Origin of the sequence: Algoriphagus aestuariicola, assembly GCF_017254835.1 — a bacterium.
In the GTDB taxonomy this organism is placed as follows: domain Bacteria; phylum Bacteroidota; class Bacteroidia; order Cytophagales; family Cyclobacteriaceae; genus Algoriphagus; species Algoriphagus aestuariicola.
In genome coordinates this window covers 1,227,761-1,245,302 of the sequence record NZ_JAFKCW010000001.1, presented here as the reverse complement: position 1 = coordinate 1,245,302, position 17,542 = coordinate 1,227,761, and the positions used below count along the sequence as shown (strand labels likewise).

The window sequence follows — 17,542 nt, the reverse complement described above, 5'->3', positions numbered from 1 at the left end:
GCACCTCAGGTAAAGGTGCTCATTTTTTTTGCATGATCTCTGATGACCTGATCCAGTTCTTTGGATAGCGGTTTCAGATAGTTAAAAAGCTTTTGATTTTCCCTATCAAGCTGTTTTGAATCGATCAGCTCCAACAAACCAATCATGGAGGAAAGTGGGCCTCTTAATATATGTGAGGGGCTTAAAGCCAAATCTCTCAGCCTGTCATTTTCGCGGTTTACTTGGAATATCTGCTTTTTGATCTTGCTTGAATCGAAGACCTGTATCAATACACCCTCCGGCGAGTCGCTTCCGCCCTGAATGGGTCTGACATAGGCATCCCAAAATTGAAACTCCTGATCTGGCATCAGCATCTTCAACTCCAAATCTGTTGCCAAGCCGTTGTTCGCACTATCTATCGCCCTTAGGAGCTTGGAAAAACGATTGGGCTGGCATGGGAAAGTGAGAGAAAAACCCTCTGAATAGGCCCTGCCCTTCCAAATCCTGCCGAGGTTCTTCCCTTCTTGGTTTATTTGGGAAAGCTTGCCAGCTTTGTTCAAAACAAAAACCGCTCCTGGCAGGCAAGCCAAAACATTGGTTGGGATAGCCGGTTTTTCGGTTTGTTTTTGGGATTGGATTTCCTTTGGAACTAAAAACAAGTGGTAGCCTTCTGTACTCGCTGTAAGAAGAGCTGCAAATGCCGGCACGGGAGAAGTGTGAGATTCTACCATCAAGCATTTTGGATTCTTCTCATTGGATACTTGGCCAAGCATCTCATTGAGTTGAGCCAATCCTTTGAAGGCGGGCGCTTCCATCAGTTTGTTTCCTTTCCAATTTTCTCCGTCCGCATCAAACCATTGCAGGATCCGATCATCCCAATTCAAAATCCGAAAGTCTTTGTCAAGCGCAATTTTGCCAAACCCAAGGACATCGACAAGGTTGTCCCACGGCATCTCCTGCTCCAAAAACTGCATCCCAACTCCGATGCCGAGAATTCCCGACAAATCCATCTCCGGGTTGGTGATCACCGAAAATTCCCACCACACCCTGGAGGCCTTGCCCCCACCTCCAACAGAATGCTCCAGCATCAAATCTCTTTTAGTCTTTGGTGAGCAAAGCAAAAGTTCTAAGGAATAATTGAATTCTGCCGCAGAATTTGGTGTCAAGATGTCGGCAAATTGGGTTTGACCAGGCAATCCGTCAACTTTTGCAAAATCCCGATTATGCATCAGTACCCGCCCTTCGACATCGACGATCACCACGTGAAAGAAACCGGATTCCATTAGGAAATCCGGAATGAGATTTTCGAGATTCTTTGTACTAATCAAGACTGATTTCAGGTATTATGCGGGATGGCTTCAAAAATCACGAAAAATTTTATCACGAAAAAGATTCGTATGATAAAATTTAATACCAATAATTCGTCTTATTCAGGATAAAATTTCAAAACAAGCACAAAAAAGAAGAAGCTAAAGTAAAAAATGCTTTTCATCCCAAAATGGATTAAAAAGCATTTCTGAACCTAATATGGGCTAAACTGCTCAAATCAAGCCTGCTGAAATTTTTTGGGGCAAAATTCTTGATAGTTTACCTCCTTGACCATCAAGATCAGTGCATTAGCCAAGTCCTGTTTGCAAATTGAAACCCTATATTTCCAATCCCCTTTTGAAGCGTACTCTGTTTCAGAAGAACCAAACAGCCGCTGTATTTCCTCCAAGTTTTCGGAATAGATAAATACACAACCATCCTTTCTGCCACATTCTTCGATTAAAAAATCGCATTTAGAAGTCTGAATAATCATAATGAGATAGAATTTCCATAAAAGTAGGCTTCGGCAAGAACTGAAAAATACCCAGTACAGGGTATTTTTCAAATTAGGTGCCAAAAAATGTGACCATTTTCTCCACCAAATATATATCCCTTAAATGATCAAGCCAAACCTTGAGGAAAGTCCCACGACACTTACGCTCATATCACAAGAGTTGGCGAATCTAATCCAAAAACTACCGACGCTGCAAGTTGCAACATGGATTTTTCCGAAACATACAAGCCTTTTCGGCTAATTGTATATTCTCGAATCTGCTCAAAAATAGACTCTAGCTCATAATCCAAATCCATGATGCAGAAATGCATCGAATACGCCGAAATATTCAAGTTGATTTCCAAGGGTTTAATTGAGAATATCGGAAACTAAGGCCGATTGTTTGCAGATACTTGTTTAAATCTTTCCAATTGGATTATATTTGCAACACTTTAGCGGAGACGCTAAACAGGATTAGAGAGTTGGGTGAGTGGCTGAAACCAACAGTTTGCTAAACTGTCGTACGGGTTAAACTGTACCGGGGGTTCGAATCCCCCACTCTCTGCAAGACAAAACCCTAACTATCTGAAATATTGATAGTTAGGGTTTATTTTTTGAAATCAGTAGCGAATATAGTAGCGAAATCGTCGGATTTTTGAATTGAGGTCTTTCTCCTACAACTTCTGGCGAAGTTTTTTTAGCCTCGTACAATTCGTACGGTACGATAGCTACGAGCCGTACGAAGCGTACGAATTTGAGATTGCTTTTTCTTTTGTTGTCAATTTTATTTTTCCCTAGGTACTGATACTCTTACTTTCACAGCCTTCAATTAGATTCAACAAAAGTGCTTTATTAATTAATTTGAATTACTTACTGTCCCTTTTCCAAAGGAATAGGATAATGTCATGTTCCACAGAAAGTCTTTCCCAGGAATTGAACTAGAAATCTTCTGGTTCATAACAGAGGAAAGTGATAAAGGGAAATTTTTCCTTAAGATCTTGAACTCAATAGCGAAATAGTAACCATCTCCGAAATTAAATGAGGAGAGATAAAATACTTGCGGAGAGATCTCCAGTCCAATCTCTTTGTGTAATTCAATGTTTCGGAAATTACCGAAAAATGAGATAAAGTGCTGGAGTTCATTTGTATTGATATCATATCCCCTGCCAATCATATAGTTCATTCCGACCATCACATTATCTGAAATTTGATAAGTAGGGACCACTTCCCCGATCAAATAGCGTTCGGTTTGTATTACCTCATTGTTTCTGGAGTCCAAAGTCTTTGCAAAGTTCAAACCCAAGTGCCCCCCGGCTCGAAGGTTGAATTTTCCTTCTTGGATAATTTTATAGCGAAACCAATATACCTGGTACCAAGCCCGGCCTTCTTCCAGAGAAAATGTTAATTCAGGCTCAAAACTGAATCGTCCATTTTCCAAGGAAAGATTGAAGATTACCGCTGGCTGTTCCAAGGAAAAATTAGGTATAAAAGAAATACCATTGTTGGTTATAGATGCTTTCCCGGAGATCGTTGTCTTATGTCTTTTTTCATTTCCTGGGAAAACCCATTGAGAATTGACACATGCAGGGCAAAATAAAGGAAGAGCTTTTTGATCATAAAGTAAAGGGTTTACTGTCCGATTCGGTAGAGTTTCATTTGGTCTCTAATCGCCTTCAAAACTTCATCAGACCCTTAAAAAACGTGATTAGCCACTGACTTTCACCGCGATGTAAAATTAGAATATCTTAAACTCCATTTATTACACTTTTCTCTATAATGATGTCACATTTCACCTGTTCCATTTTTATATGATAAACTTAACACCCAAATTGACCCAGAACCATTGCAGGAAACTTGAAGGTTTTCGCGTTTTTCAGAATTGAATTCATTTGAAGGGTTTCGAATCTCATTTCAGCCTCGTACCATTCCTACGGTACGAGGGGTACGAGCCGTACGAGGGGTACGATTTGAAGATGCTTTTTTTCTTTTGCTGGCTTTAATTTTCCCCTTCAAACCCATTTAGCGCAAACTACCATTGAAAGTATTTAGTCATTTTGGTATCCATTTGAATGGTTTAGATCCTAATTTTAACCTCATACAATTCATACAGTACGAAGAACAAAAAAACCAAGCCCACTAGGACTTGGCATTTTTCGTTACCAAATCTATCTATGTTCTGTCTAATGCATTGATTTTCTAAACTGTGTTGGGCTCATAGTTGAATGTTTTTTGAAAAAATTATTGAAATGCGTCACCTCAGTAAAAGCCAAAGAATAGGCGATCTCTGACACATTCCAGTCACTCTGCTTCAAGAGAATCTTGGATTCTTGTAACAGCCGCTCGGAGATCAATTGGGAAGTGGTCTTTCCAGTCATCTCTTTGACCGCACGATTCAGATGGTTCACATGCATATTCAGCTGATCTGCAAACTGCGTCGGAGTCCGCAATTGGATTGAGCTATGGCTTTCGTCGATGGGAAACTGCCTTTCGAGCAGTTCCAAAAAGATAGATGCGATCCGTAGCGCGGCATTTCCACGCTGGATCTGCTGCTGTGAGGTCGGCTGTAGCTTCATACCGAAGTGAATCAGTTCAAAAATCTGATTTCGCAGCACATCATACTTGTATTTGTATTCGGAATTGAATTCTGCCTCCATCTTGTCGAATAACTTTTGGAGCTCATCCGCCTCCTCTTCACTCAGCTCAAAGATATGGGTACCATTGGGCTGAAATACTTCATACTCGTGGATCTGCCCAAAGTCCAAAATGAAGCTAGGATTGAAAATGCAATAGACACCCTTCAGTTCCTCGCATGCCTGATCCCATTTATACGGAACCAATGGATTGGAAAAAATCAAAGCCTGTTTTTTCACCTCATAAATCCGATCAGCGTAGTGCACAGTACTCGCACCCCTGACCAGCATAATTTTATAAAAATCCCTTCGCCTATAAGGAATTGTTTTCCCTTCCACTTGAGGTTCTAGATGGAAAACATGAACATGCCCCAAGTCATTTTTAAGGGTCTTGGGGATCCAGATGAATTTCCTCTTATAGAAATCCCGTAATGTATCCGGCTTATCCATTCGCTCTCTATCTGTGGGTTGTTTCCTTTTAGTAGAAATATGATGATGTACAAAGATCAAATTTTAGAATCTTTCGCTGCTATCAATTCAAACCAATCCTTATAAAAATCAAATATTCCAAATTTCAAAAAAGGGAAGACCTAAAACAGCCGCAAATGGGTAAGGTTTTGTTTGAAAAAAACATCTCCAATTATTACTTCAAACTAGAACGATCAAATATCTGATTTGCGTCAGTTAAAATTGGAGTTTAATAAATAAAAATATTTTTTTCAGCTTTTTATGAAATGTTAAACCATTTGTTCTGCAAAAGGCATTTTTCGGATTCGTTTTCCGGTGGCTGCAAAGATTGCATTTGCTAGTGCAGCTGCAACAGGCGGTAAGGCGGGCTCTCCCAAGCCAGTCGGTGCGTCACCTGATTCTACAAACTTTACCTCTATTTCGTAAGGAGTGTCAGCCATTTTGAGAAACTTATAAGAGTTAAAGTTTTTCTCCACAACTGCTCCGTCTACGAAAGTCACTTTTGGGAACATGGCATGGCAAATCCCATCTACTATTGCGCCTTGAACCTGGTTTTCAGCTCCACTTAGGTTGATAAGTCTACCGCAATGAACTGCACAGTACACTTTTATAACGCGTGGTTTGCCATCCACCATTTTGACATCTACCACTTCAGCAGCATAAGAACCGAAGGAGAACCAAGTTGAAATCCCTCTGAATACACCTAGTGGTGTATTTCCCCAGTCACACATCTTTGCAACTAGCTCAACCACGCTTTTGTATTTGTCAGGATCGTATCCAATCCTTCCAACCGGCTGTTGTTTTGCTTTTTCAAAAATATCTAAACGGAACTGTACGGGGTCTTTTTTTAGTTCGGTACAAACCTCATCCATAAAAGCTTCAGCCGCAAATGCCATTGTACAAGCTCCCGGGGCTCTCCACCATCCTGTAGGGGTATTGCTGTGTAATCCTTGCCCTTCTGATCGGTAATTTGTCAAGGCACCCGCTACATAGCTGTCCCCATTTACCCCTCGACCAATTCCTACTGCAGATTGATGCCATGCAAGAAGACTGTCTTCTGAAAGTGCCGCTTTATAGGTGTACATTTCAGCAGGTCTGTAGAAATCATTTTGCATATCATCCTCACGTGTCCACTGTACCTGCACTGGACTCTGTGCCGCAGCGGAAATCAAGGCGGCTTCGACTCCATTATCTGTCATCAGCTTTCTTCCAAATCCACCTCCCTGACGTGGTAAATCAATCTGAATTTTGTCTTCTGGAATACCTAGCTGTTCGGAAACCTCTTTCCGTACTGCCGCTGGAACTTGTGTAGGACCAAAAAGTACAGCCTTGTCTGCCCGAACATCCGCAAAGAAATTAAGCGGCTCCATTTGTCCATGAGATAAAGTTGGCATCTCGTAACTTGCTTCAAGCAATTTTGAGGATCTTTGGATAGCAGCGTCAACATCCCCGTCATTTCTTGATGGGGAAGTAGCTCCTTTCTCAAGCATCTCTTCAAAGGTCGAAAAATGCTCGGAGGAATTCTCAAGTTTCTCTGTCGCTTTCCATTGAATCTTCAAGGCATCCCTACCTTTTTTCGCAGCCCAGGTAGAAGTTGCCAATACAGCCACAGAATTGGAAAGTTTCACAACTTTTCTAACTCCTGTTACTTTGAGTGTTTCGCTATCATCCACAGATTCCAGGGTTTTTCCATAGGCAGGGGCACGGGATACCATGGCAAAGAGCATTCCTTCACGTCTAGTGTCGATGCCATAAAGTGGGGTTCCGGTGACTATTTTCAGTGCATCTACATCCTTTACCCGCGTGCCTAAAATCTTAAAATCCTTGGGATCTTTTAATATAGGTTCTGAAGGAATGTCCAGCAAAGCAGCTTTTGCAGCTAATTCACCATAGCTAAGATTTTTGCCGGTTGATGAATGAGTCACAATCCCATCGGAGACTGAACATTCTGAAGGAGACACTTTCCAAGTCTCTGCAGCTGCATTGACAAGCATTTCCCTAGCAGTGGCACCTACCTTTCGCAGTTCTTCAAATCTCCCTCGGATAGACCCACTACCACCCGCTGTCTGTCTGCCAAATTTGCTGTCTGTGGGAGCAAATTGTACGATTACTTTCTTCCAGTCAACGTCCATTTCCTCAGCTATTATCATTGGAAGAGAGGTTTTTACTCCCTGTCCGATTTCTGGATTGGGAGCTAATAGTATGATTGACCCATCTGAGTTAATGGTGATGTAAGCATTGGGATTGAAAATTGACTCCACCACCCGCATTGGATCTTTAGTCTCGGCAAACATCGAAAAGCTAAGTAGCATTCCGCCTCCTGTAAGCGCAGATACTTTTAGGAAGTTTCTTCTTGAAATTGTGGTTTCCATAGTTAGACTGATTTTTCTGCGGCTAAATGAATGGCTTTTCGAATTCGTACATGCGTTCCGCATCGACAGATATTTGTCATGACAGCGTCAATCTCTTCATCTGAGGGATTAGGATTATCTTTCAATAGGGATGATGCGGCCATTATTTGACCCGCTTGACAATACCCACATTGTGAAACATCAAGCTCGATCCAAGCCTCCTGAAGAGGATGATCCCCTTTATTACTAAGACCCTCTATCGTGGTGATCTCATTATCAGCAACCGCCGATACTGGAAACACACAGGATCGCATCGCACTGCCATTTACATGCACAGTACAGGCACCACACTGTGCTATACCACAGCCGAATTTTGTTCCCAAAAGATTTAAATGGTCGCGAAGCACCCACAGAAGTGGGGTATCTTCATCAGCTTCGACTGACATGGTTTTGCCATTGACAGAGAGAGAGTAATTCGGCATTGTGAATATGATTTTTGTGGGAACTTGACTTTAGAAACAGGAAAAGATGATAAACAATAAATTTAGAATCTAACTAATTAATCCAATTAAGATATTCAAACCATAAGCTATAATTTTCAATTTTTTGAGCGTGAATGGAAACTTACTTAGTTAGGAGATATAATGTGGACATTAAATCTCTCCTAGAAAATGATGCATTTATTAATGAATTGAAACTTATTCCTAAGAATATCAAACTTCATAAATGATAAATGATTTTAAATTCCAATCTTAAATTCTTGTTTATCTGCATCCCAAAAACTAACCTCCCCGATTATGAATCACGCTCTCAAAAGCCGAAGAGATTTTATTGCAAGGCTCGGTATGATCTCCGCCATAAGTGCTTTCCCAACGCTTAGCTTCTCCCAAATTAATTTGCCTGATGAGTTCATCAACACAGATACAGTCTACGGGAAAATCCGAGGAAAACGCATAGATGGAGTAAACACATTTAAGGGAGTTCCTTATGGTGGGAAAATTTCCGGTGACAGAAGATTTAAAAGACCCGCTCCATTACAACCTTGGGATGGCGTAAAAGACACCTTGACACTTGGTGCACCAGCAATCCAAAACCCCAGACGAGGTGAGCCGGAACCTTCGGAAGATTGTTTGTTCCTAAATGTGTGGACTCCAGCAAATGACAGCGCAAATCGTGCTGTTATGTTTTACAGTCATGGTGGTGGATATGTGGGCGGTTCGGGTGGATCCGGAGGGCAGGATGGAGCAAACTTAGCAAGGAATTTTGATGTGGTTGTAGTAGAGACCAATCATCGCTTGGGATTGATGGGATTTCTTTATTTGGACGAAATCGCAGGAGCTGAATATGAAGGGTCCGGTAATATGGGTGTTGCCGATATTGCTTTAGGTTTGAAATGGGTAAATGAAAACATTGCAAATTTCGGAGGAGATCCCAACAATGTCATGATTTTTGGTGAGTCTGGTGGCGGCGGGAAAACATCGGCATTATATGCTATGCCGGAAGCTGCTCCTTATTTTAACAAAGCTTCTATTGAAAGTGGACCCGGGGTAAGAATGCTGACTACCTCCCAAGCATCAAAAACAACAGCGTTGGTTCTGGAAGAATTGAACATTGATCCAAAAGACTGGAAAAAACTTCTGGAAGTACCTGCAAGTAAGCTTTTGGAAGTCCAGTCTAAAATTCCATTCGTACCTCCTTTTCAAAACAAAGAAAAAGGAAACCAGTCTGATTCACCTATTTTGGGATTTGGGCCGGTTGTGGACGATGTTATCCTACCTACTCATCCATTCGATCCAATTGCGGCCAAAATATCCAAAGACAAACCCTTGCTAGTGGGCTGGAATGAGGATGAATACACCTTTTTTGCGTGGGAGCGCAAAGACACAGCACCATTCAGTATGGATTTCGACCAAATCACTGAAAGGCTTTCTGGCCAATTCGGAGAAGATGCTAAGAAACTGGTCGAATCTTATAGACATGCCCGACCAGAAGCTACCGCTCCTGATATTTTTGTGGCTATTTCGTCGATCAATATGATGGGCTTAGGTTCGATTGAGATTGCAGAAAAGAAAGCTCAAGAAGGCGCTGCACCAGTATATCTATATAATTTCGGATATAAATCCAACATGAAAATCCCAGGAACGGACTATGAGATGGGAACTCCGCATGCGATGGACATTTCATTCAAATTCAACAATGAAGTTCCACCTAAGGATGGTGAAACTCCCCGGATGGGATTCGGGGGAAGCAAAGTAGACCGCTTTGAGGCATCCCGTAATTTCGCTGAGTTATGGACAAATTTCGCCAAAACCGGAACACCTTCAGCAAATGCTCCTTCCTGGCCGGCGTATAATTTACAAACCAGACCGACAATGCGGATTGATGCTACCTGCGAAGTTATAGAAAATAGATTTAGTGAGGAATTGGCTACCTGGAGAGCAATTGGAAAAGTATAATCGGAATTTATAGCCTAAAAAAGTGTAAGGAAAATCAATAGAAAACTTTTCCAAGATTACTAAACATCACAAACAGTAAGTTTGAATACCTTAACTTCATATAATGACTAACAATAGAGAACGTCCCATTTCAGAATTCAACAATGAATTAAAACTGAAAGGCTTTAATGTATTTCAAATTGAGAAAGACGGAAATGCCACGAAAATCTATAGCCGTAAGGATTTCTATAAAATATGTCTGACTACAGGGAAGAGCATCATTCACTATGCTGACCGAAGTTTTGAGGCTCATGACACGATTCTATTCTTCGGTAATCCGCATATACCTTATTCTTGGGAAACATTATCTACCAAATATGTAGGTTATACCTGCCTTTTTTCAGAAGATTTTTTAAAGCAATCGGAAAGATCTGACAGTCTGCAGCAGTCACCACTATTTAAACTTGGCGGAACGCCTATCCTAAAAATCAATGAAACCCAGAGGGAGTTTTTAAATGGGATTTTTACCAAGATGATTGAGGAACAGCAATCTGATTATGCATTTAAAGATGACTTGATACGAAATTATATTCAGTTGATACTTCATGAAGCGATGAAGTTGCAACCTTCTGAAAATTATGATCAACATAAAAATGCTGCTTCCAGACTTACCGCTGTATTTTTGGAACTCTTGGAACGTCAGTTTCCAATCGAAACTTCAGGCAAACCCTTACAATTGAGAACTGCGCAGGACTATGCAAACCATCTATCAGTCCATGTGAATTATCTCAATAGAGCCATAAAGGAGGTAACTGGCAAACCCACCACAACTCATATTTCAGAGCGGATTTTAAGCGAATCAAGAGCTTTACTACAGCACACTAACTGGAACATCAGCGAAATTGCCTACTCTCTAGGCTTTGAATATCCGACTTATTTCAATAATTTTTTTAAAAAACAAACTGGAACTAATCCAAAAGCATTTCGAAACCTAGAAGTTTGAATTTCTTATCTTTTGATTTGATTATCGTTAGCTAGACCCAACTTGATTTATTGACCTTTGTAATAAGGTAATAAGTCAAATAATTGGATCCCTCTAAGGCAAATACTTACAACAACTAATAAGGAAATGTCATGTTGGGCTTAATAAAAATCCAGCTTTTCAATTTGTATGTGCTTTAAGTGGGAGATCACTAAAATAAACTTATTGGCTTAAATACTAGGGTTAAATCTAATCCTCAAGGTTTTGGTTTGCTCCATTTTAAATAAAGCTTTCATGGATTGGAGCAAAACTTTGGAAAATAAAAAACTAAATCCTGCCAAATAAAGGAGGCGATTCCCCTGTAATAAATTTTCAAATTCAACCAATTGAAAAATGAAAAGACCTAGCTATTTAATTATTATTCTCATTTCATTAATAAGTTTACCTCTTTTTGCCGGCTGTAATGAAGACACTATACCTATGACAGATCGAACTGACGTCCAAAATCCAAGTGATGCAGATACTATTTCTACTCAGATAAAAATTATCATTGGTCAGGAAACATTCACTGCAACTTTAATTGATAATAAATCTGTACATGCATTTTTAGATCTGCTTCCTTTAACCATAACTATGTCAGAGTTGAATCGAAATGAAAAATTTTTTGACTTTGCCGACAGTTTGCCCACAGATGCATCACGTCCTGAAGCTATTAAGACAGGAGACCTGATGCTTTATGGATCAAGAACGCTTGTGCTTTTCTACAAATCCTTTTCCACTTCCTACAGCTACACCAAACTTGGCAGTATAGATGACCCCTCCGGACTTGAGACTGCTTTAGGTTCAAGCAACGTACTGGTAACTTTTGAATTGGAGTAATATAGGATACTTGGAAATATTAAAGCTCATAGATGCTCTTCATAAAAAGAGTTGAAACAAGAGTTTCCTTTAAAATCCGGATTTAGAATTAATCAAATTAATATTATGATATCGGGTATCAGCCATACTATTGAGGAAGAAATACCCATGAAAGCATTCTGGAAAGCTATTTGGGCAATTGCCTTGGGGGTAGCTAGTTTGATTATCGCAGAATTTCTTCCGGTAAGTCTACTGACACCATTGGCCAATGATTTGGGTATCACTGAAGGTCTAGCAGGGCAAACCATTTCAGCCACAGCCGACGCTGCATTAATCAGTAGTTGCTTAATCACCCCGATCACCCGGCGTCTGGACAGACGTTGGGTGCTTTTATCATTTTGTGTTCTTCAGATTGTTTCATGCCTAATAGTATATTTTTCTCCAAACTTCCCCCTTTTGTTAATTGGACGTGTATTATTGGGCATAGGCATCGGAGGATTTTGGGCTATGTCAGCAGCTACGGCAATGCGCTTGGTTCCTGCTGAGTCAATACCGAAAGCTCTTTCAATCATCTTTGGAGCAGTGTCCATTGCTACAGTAATAGCTGCACCAATGGGGAGTTTTTTAGGAGCTCATATGAGTTGGCGATATGTTTTTCTTATTACGGGAGGCATGGGATTAATTGCTTTTGATAAACATAACAGTAAATCAGATAACCAGCCTTAATCTTTTGTATACTATTAAGTGTATGCTCTCTTTTAAATCTTCAACAAAATCAAAGCACCTAACTATTCAACTGATCAGCATAATGATGAAATTCATAATAATAGCAAGTTTAATTTTGACATTAACTGCATGTGGAGACAGTGATGGGCAAATAGCTATAAATCCAATCTCCGTCTCTCCTTTGGAAACTAATGCTCCAAACACAACTTATTCACCTGCATTTGCAGGTCAAACACGCGCAAATGGCGTTCGGACTACAGCTTCCTATAACTCTACTGTCCTTACTACGAATTTAAATTCACCTTGGGGAATAACGAGCCTTCCTGACGGACGGCTTCTTATCAGTGAAAAAGCTGGAACTATGAGAATTGTTTCCCAGACAGGAGAAACTGGAAGCCCAATTACAGGCATTCCTGTTGTAAATTCCGGAGGACAGGGCGGTCTCTTGGGGCTTTGTATTGACCCCGAGTTTTCTGCAAACCGCATGGTTTATTGGGTATTCTCGGAAAATATTTCTGGGGGAACTGTAACGACAGTCGCAAAGGGTAGACTTTCATCCGAAGAAACAACCATAGAAAATTCAGAAGTTATTTACCGCGCAAATCCAGCAGCTAACAGCACCGCGCATTACGGAGGGCGAATCCTTTTTGACCAAACAGGAAACCTTTTAGTGAGTACTGGCGAACGTTCCGGAATAGCTACTCGTCCTTTGTCCCAAGATGTAGATGCTGCTTTAGGTAAGATTATCCGCATTACTACTGAAGGTCAGCCTGCTCCGGGCAATCCCCAGTTTAGTGATGCTGACGCCCTCCCTGAATTGTATAGTATTGGGCACAGAAACCCGCAAGGACTTGCAATTCATCCGGTAACCGAAGAGTTATGGCAAACTGAACATGGCCCACGTGGTGGAGATGAACTTAATCTTGTGAAGCCAGGTGCGAATTATGGCTGGCCTACTATCACCTACGGAATTGAATACGGGGGACAAACAATAGGAGCAGGAATCCAGCAGCAAGACGGTATGGAGCAACCTGTTTATTACTGGGATCCCGTCGTATCACCAAGTGGAATTACTTTTTACAAAGGAAACCGAATTGCAGAATGGGAAAACAACTTGTTTATCGGTTCACTTTCCGGTCAGCATATCATAAGGCTGATTATCGTAAATGACAGAATAATAGGAGAAGAGCGCTTACTCAGCGGAGAAAACCAGCGCTTTAGGGACATAACCCAAGGAACAGATGCTGCTTTATACGCAATAACTGACCAAGGAAGACTCTACAAAATAGATATTGATTGAATCCAACTAAACTAATCTGGTGAAAACAACAATTCAATTATTCATTTTACCTAAAAGTGTTTTCAAATACTTAGCTAAACTACTTCAAAAAAGAAAGACATGAAAAAGAAAATCGAAACTTCAGCACGTAGGACGTTTATTCAACAATCTTCAGCAATAGGAGCAGGTTTATTCATGGCCCCTTCCATATCTCTATTCGGTCAAACAAGTCAACCCAAAACCAATATGGACAACACAATAGCTTCCAAAGGATACGCAGGAAAAGATGTAAATGGAACAATGGTTTCCTGGAATTTCGAACGTAGATCAGTAGGTGACAATGATATTTTAATCGACATCAAATTTTCGGGAATTTGTCATTCTGATATCCATACCATCAAAGGGCATTGGGGACCACAGAAATATCCCCAGGTTCCTGGACATGAAATTGCAGGTATTGTATCCGCAGTTGGTAAAAATGTAACCAAGTTTAAAGTTGGTGATAAAGCAGGTGTGGGCTGTATGGTAGACAGTTGCATGCAATGTGACAGCTGTAAAAATGGTGAAGAACATCATTGTGAAACTACAGGAATGGTTGGCACTTATGGTGTACCTCAAGAAACATCACCTACAGGCATTACCCAGGGTGGATATGCTAACAATATTGTGGTAACTGAGCATTTTGCAATAAAAATTCCCGAAAGTATTGACTTGAAATATGCAGCTCCATTGCTATGTGCAGGGATTACCACCTATTCTCCATTGATGAAAGCTAACTTCAAAAAGGGAGATAAGGTAGGAGTTGTAGGCATTGGCGGATTAGGTCATATGGCTATAAAATTAGCTGTTTCAAAAGGTGCTGAAGTATATGCATTTACTACATCCCCATCAAAAATCGAAGACATCAAAAGTTTTGGGGCAAAAGAAGTTATTGTTGTGAATTCCTCAAAAGATTTAACGCCCATGAAAGGCATGCTTGATTACATGATTTCTACAGTTCCTTATGCTTATGAAATGTCCCCATATATTGATTGTGTAAAACCTTACGGTTCTTTTACACAAGTAGGCCAACCGGTGAACGGTGAATTGACGATAAACAATTTCAATATGATTTTCAATCGTGTAAATTTCAACGGCTCACTTATTGGTGGAATACCTGAGACACAGGAGGTAATGGATTATTGTGCTAAAAATAAAATTTATCCACAAATAGAAATCATTAAAGCAGAAGAAATAAATGATGCGTGGGAAAAAGTTGTAAATAAGGATGCTCGATACAGATACGTTATCGATGCTGCTACTATTTAAATTAATAGTTTAGCTTCCATCCACAATTTGAAAATCAGAATCCAATCTCGTATTAATGAAAAGAAAGAAGTTTCTTAAATCAGGGGCACTGAGTTTAGGAGCCATAGTTGCTTTACCTACTGCAATTTTCTCCTGCTCAAATGAAGATGAAAACAACCTCGATTCGGCCAACTGTGAAGTTTCTCCATCAGAAACTTTAGGGCCTTTTCCTATTCAATCTCCGGCACAACTCGCGCAGGCGAATATCATTGGGAACAGAACTGGCATTCCTTTATTAATCAACCTGATTATTAATGATCAAAGTAATAATTGCAATCCTGTAGAAGGAGTTCTGGTGGATATTTGGCATTGTGACCGTGAAGGTAACTATTCTCAATATGGAGGAAATCAACTTCAATCTACAGACTACAGATCCCAGAATTTTCTTCGCGGAAGGCAAACTACCGATTCAAATGGGCATGTTTCTTTCATTAGCATATTCCCGGGATGGTACCCAGGTAGAGCACCGCATGTTCATGTAGAGGTATTATCTGAAACAGGAATTTCACTTTTGGTAACACAAATCGCTTTCCCAGTTTCTGACTATACAACAATTTACCAAACCGCCGGATACAATGGACCTCCGGATAGGTCAAATGCCCAAGACGGAATATTTTCAGATAGTTTAGACCACAATATGGCTGACAGCCTTACAGGAAATACTACTGATGGATATACTCTTTTGAAAACAATTTCGATTCAATAAAAAGTAACCATCCTTCACCTTATTATTTAAAAAAATTAAATGATGTATGTGCTACCTTTTTGTTGGGAAAAGTGCTAAAAATAAAAAGTAGTGTTTTGGAAACATTAAAAAGGTCATTCCATTTAATAAAGAATGGCCTTTTTTTTTACAATTACCGACCAGTTAGGTTTTCACCAGCTTCAGTATATCTGGCTCCTTGAACTGTGATTCGTAATGAAGCCTCGTTAATTTGGTGTAAATCTTGAAGATTCAAATCGACATTCACTCCTCCTAAGTTTTCTTCCAAACGATGTAGTTTAGTCGTGCCGGGTATTGGTACGATCCACGGCTTTTGCGCTAAAAGCCAGGCTAATGCTACCTGCGCGGGCGTCGCATTTTTCTGAATTGCAATTGCTTTAACCAGATCTACCATCGCTTGGTTGGCCTTTCGATTTTCCTCCTGGAACCGGGGTAGTGTGTTTCTAAAATCAGCTTTATCAAACTGGGTACTTTCATCAATTTTGCCGGTTAGGAAACCTTTGCCTAATGGACTAAATGGAACGAATCCGATGCCTAATTCCTCAAGGGTCGTCATGATTTCCTGTTCAGGTTTTCTGTGCCATAATGAATATTCGCTTTGCAATGCTGCTACAGGATGGACAGCATGTGCCCTCCGTATGGTTTCAGCTCCTGCTTCCGAAAGGCCAAAGTGCTTCACCTTCCCTTCCTGAATCAAGTCCTTTACCGTACCTGCTACATCTTCTATGGACACATTTAAATCTACCCGATGCTGATAGAATAAATCAATTACATCTGTTTTTAATCTTTTGAGACTCGACTCCGCTACCCGCCTGATATTTTCTGGTCGACTGTCCAGTTCAGACCACTTCCCGTCTTGGGCAGCTTTAAAGCCAAACTTTGTCGCGATTGCTACTTGCCCCCTGAAGGATTTCAGTGAATCGCCTACCAATTCTTCATTTGTAAACGGTCCATAAACTTCTGCCGTGTCAAAGAAGGTAATCCCCATTTCAACCGCTTTATGAATTAAAGCAATCATCTCCTTTCGATCTGGAATGGGGGTATAGCCAAAGCTCATACCCATACACCCCAATCCAAGTGCTGAAACTTCCAACCCACTGTTTCCTAATTTACGTTTTTCCATTTTTAAATCTTGATAAAAATAGTTGATTTAGTTCATCCTTATTTACAGCTCCTGAGCAGTTGGACGAAAGATGATTTCATTTATATCCATGTCTTCAGGTTGACTTATTGCAAAGGCTACCACACGACCAAAACTCTCTGGATTTAACCCTACAGCGCCTACATATTCTTTGTTGGCCTTTTGAACATCCGCCTCAGTAATGTGCTCCAACAATTCAGTTTTCACAGCCCCAGGACAAACTATGGTAGTACGGATATTATAAGGTTTTACTTCCATTCGAAGTCCTTCGGACAATGCCCTTACTGCAAATTTTGTAGCTGAGTACACCGCAGAGCCACTGAATATTTTATGACCAGCTACAGAAGCAGTGTTGATAATATGACCAGATTTCTGATTTTTCATATGGGGAAGTACGGCTGCGATTCCATTGAGCACGCCTTTGATGTTCACATCTATCATTTGATCCCACTCATCCATATTCAAACGATCTATTGGTGACAGCGGCATAATACCAGCATTATTGAGCAGTACATCCACACGACCAAATGTTTCAACAGCTGAATCAACGAGCTTTTTTACTTGATCACGCCGCGTCACGTCTGTAGCTATGGCAAGCGATTTGCCTCCATTTTCCCGAATCTCCTTCGCTAGTTTCTCAATATTTTCGAATCTTCTGGCACCCAATACTACTACCGCTCCAAGATTTGCTAGGTGTTTTGCAGCAGCTTCGCCCATACCACTACTTGCTCCTGTAATTACTATCACTTTTCCTTCAATATTACTTTCCATTTTTGGTCTTTATATATGTTTAGTATTACGCCATATTAATCAGATATCAA

The 17,542-nt window shown here is 40.5% G+C and carries 14 protein-coding genes and 1 tRNA gene; 8 read left to right on the top strand and 7 right to left on the bottom strand.

Annotation, left to right across the window (positions count from 1 at the left end):
• Positions 1-5 precede the first annotated feature (5 nt).
• Positions 6-1,307: a nitrogen regulation protein NR(II) gene (locus tag J0A67_RS05325; protein ID WP_206568224.1), complete on the bottom strand. Its 1,302-nt coding sequence runs from the start codon at positions 1,305-1,307 to the stop codon at positions 6-8.
• A 949-nt stretch (positions 1,308-2,256) separates the two neighbouring features.
• On the opposite strand from J0A67_RS05325, the gene J0A67_RS05320 reads away from it, so the two are divergent.
• Positions 2,257-2,345 (top strand) — tRNA-Ser (locus tag J0A67_RS05320).
• A 291-nt stretch (positions 2,346-2,636) separates the two neighbouring features.
• Here J0A67_RS05320 and J0A67_RS05315 read toward each other — a convergent pair.
• From J0A67_RS05315 to J0A67_RS05300, 4 genes are all read right to left on the bottom strand, one after another.
• The gene (locus J0A67_RS05315; protein WP_206568223.1) at positions 2,637-3,251 is read right to left on the bottom strand and encodes a hypothetical protein; all 615 of its coding nucleotides are present in this window, start codon (positions 3,249-3,251) and stop codon (positions 2,637-2,639) included.
• A 709-nt stretch (positions 3,252-3,960) separates the two neighbouring features.
• Positions 3,961-4,701 (bottom strand): helix-turn-helix domain-containing protein, encoded by a 741-nt coding sequence (locus J0A67_RS05310; RefSeq protein ID WP_317195046.1) that lies wholly within the window; start codon positions 4,699-4,701, stop codon positions 3,961-3,963.
• 446 nt (positions 4,702-5,147) lie between these two features.
• Entirely contained in the window at positions 5,148-7,250 is a 2,103-nt protein-coding gene (locus J0A67_RS05305; protein WP_206568221.1) for a xanthine dehydrogenase family protein molybdopterin-binding subunit, read from the bottom strand.
• Between the two features lie 2 nt (positions 7,251-7,252).
• Positions 7,253-7,711, bottom strand: coding sequence for a (2Fe-2S)-binding protein (locus J0A67_RS05300; RefSeq protein WP_206568220.1), 459 nt, complete (start codon positions 7,709-7,711; stop codon positions 7,253-7,255).
• Positions 7,712-8,026: 315 nt separating this feature from the next.
• On the opposite strand from J0A67_RS05300, the gene J0A67_RS05295 reads away from it, so the two are divergent.
• The 7 genes from J0A67_RS05295 to J0A67_RS05265 all read left to right on the top strand — a co-directional run bounded on the left by J0A67_RS05295 (position 8,027) and on the right by J0A67_RS05265 (position 15,562).
• The gene (locus J0A67_RS05295; protein WP_206568219.1) at positions 8,027-9,685 is read left to right on the top strand and encodes a carboxylesterase/lipase family protein; all 1,659 of its coding nucleotides are present in this window, start codon (positions 8,027-8,029) and stop codon (positions 9,683-9,685) included.
• Between the two features lie 103 nt (positions 9,686-9,788).
• Positions 9,789-10,667, top strand: a complete 879-nt coding sequence (locus J0A67_RS05290; RefSeq protein WP_206568218.1) for a helix-turn-helix domain-containing protein — start codon at positions 9,789-9,791, stop codon at positions 10,665-10,667.
• A 372-nt stretch (positions 10,668-11,039) separates the two neighbouring features.
• Positions 11,040-11,525 carry a cyclophilin-like fold protein gene (locus J0A67_RS05285; RefSeq protein WP_206568217.1) on the top strand — a complete coding sequence of 162 codons (486 nt, stop codon included), beginning with the start codon at positions 11,040-11,042 and terminating at the stop codon, positions 11,523-11,525.
• Positions 11,526-11,576: 51 nt separating this feature from the next.
• Entirely contained in the window at positions 11,577-12,230 is a 654-nt protein-coding gene (locus J0A67_RS05280; RefSeq protein ID WP_206568216.1) for an MFS transporter, read from the top strand.
• Between the two features lie 82 nt (positions 12,231-12,312).
• Positions 12,313-13,530, top strand: coding sequence for a PQQ-dependent sugar dehydrogenase (locus J0A67_RS05275; RefSeq protein ID WP_438839584.1), 1,218 nt, complete (start codon positions 12,313-12,315; stop codon positions 13,528-13,530).
• Positions 13,531-13,629: 99 nt separating this feature from the next.
• A complete protein-coding gene (locus tag J0A67_RS05270; protein WP_206568215.1) occupies positions 13,630-14,817 on the top strand; it encodes an NAD(P)-dependent alcohol dehydrogenase in 1,188 nt (395 codons plus the stop codon).
• Between the two features lie 55 nt (positions 14,818-14,872).
• Complete coding sequence (locus J0A67_RS05265; RefSeq protein WP_206568214.1) at positions 14,873-15,562, top strand: dioxygenase family protein; 690 nt, start codon at positions 14,873-14,875, stop codon at positions 15,560-15,562.
• Positions 15,563-15,713: 151 nt separating this feature from the next.
• Here the strand turns inward: J0A67_RS05265 and J0A67_RS05260 are convergent, their stop codons facing one another.
• Together J0A67_RS05260 and J0A67_RS05255 are read right to left on the bottom strand one after the other, a co-directional pair.
• Positions 15,714-16,703: an aldo/keto reductase gene (locus J0A67_RS05260; RefSeq protein ID WP_206568213.1), complete on the bottom strand. Its 990-nt coding sequence runs from the start codon at positions 16,701-16,703 to the stop codon at positions 15,714-15,716.
• Between the two features lie 42 nt (positions 16,704-16,745).
• The gene (locus J0A67_RS05255; RefSeq protein WP_206568212.1) at positions 16,746-17,492 is read right to left on the bottom strand and encodes an SDR family oxidoreductase; all 747 of its coding nucleotides are present in this window, start codon (positions 17,490-17,492) and stop codon (positions 16,746-16,748) included.
• Positions 17,493-17,542 lie beyond the last annotated feature (50 nt).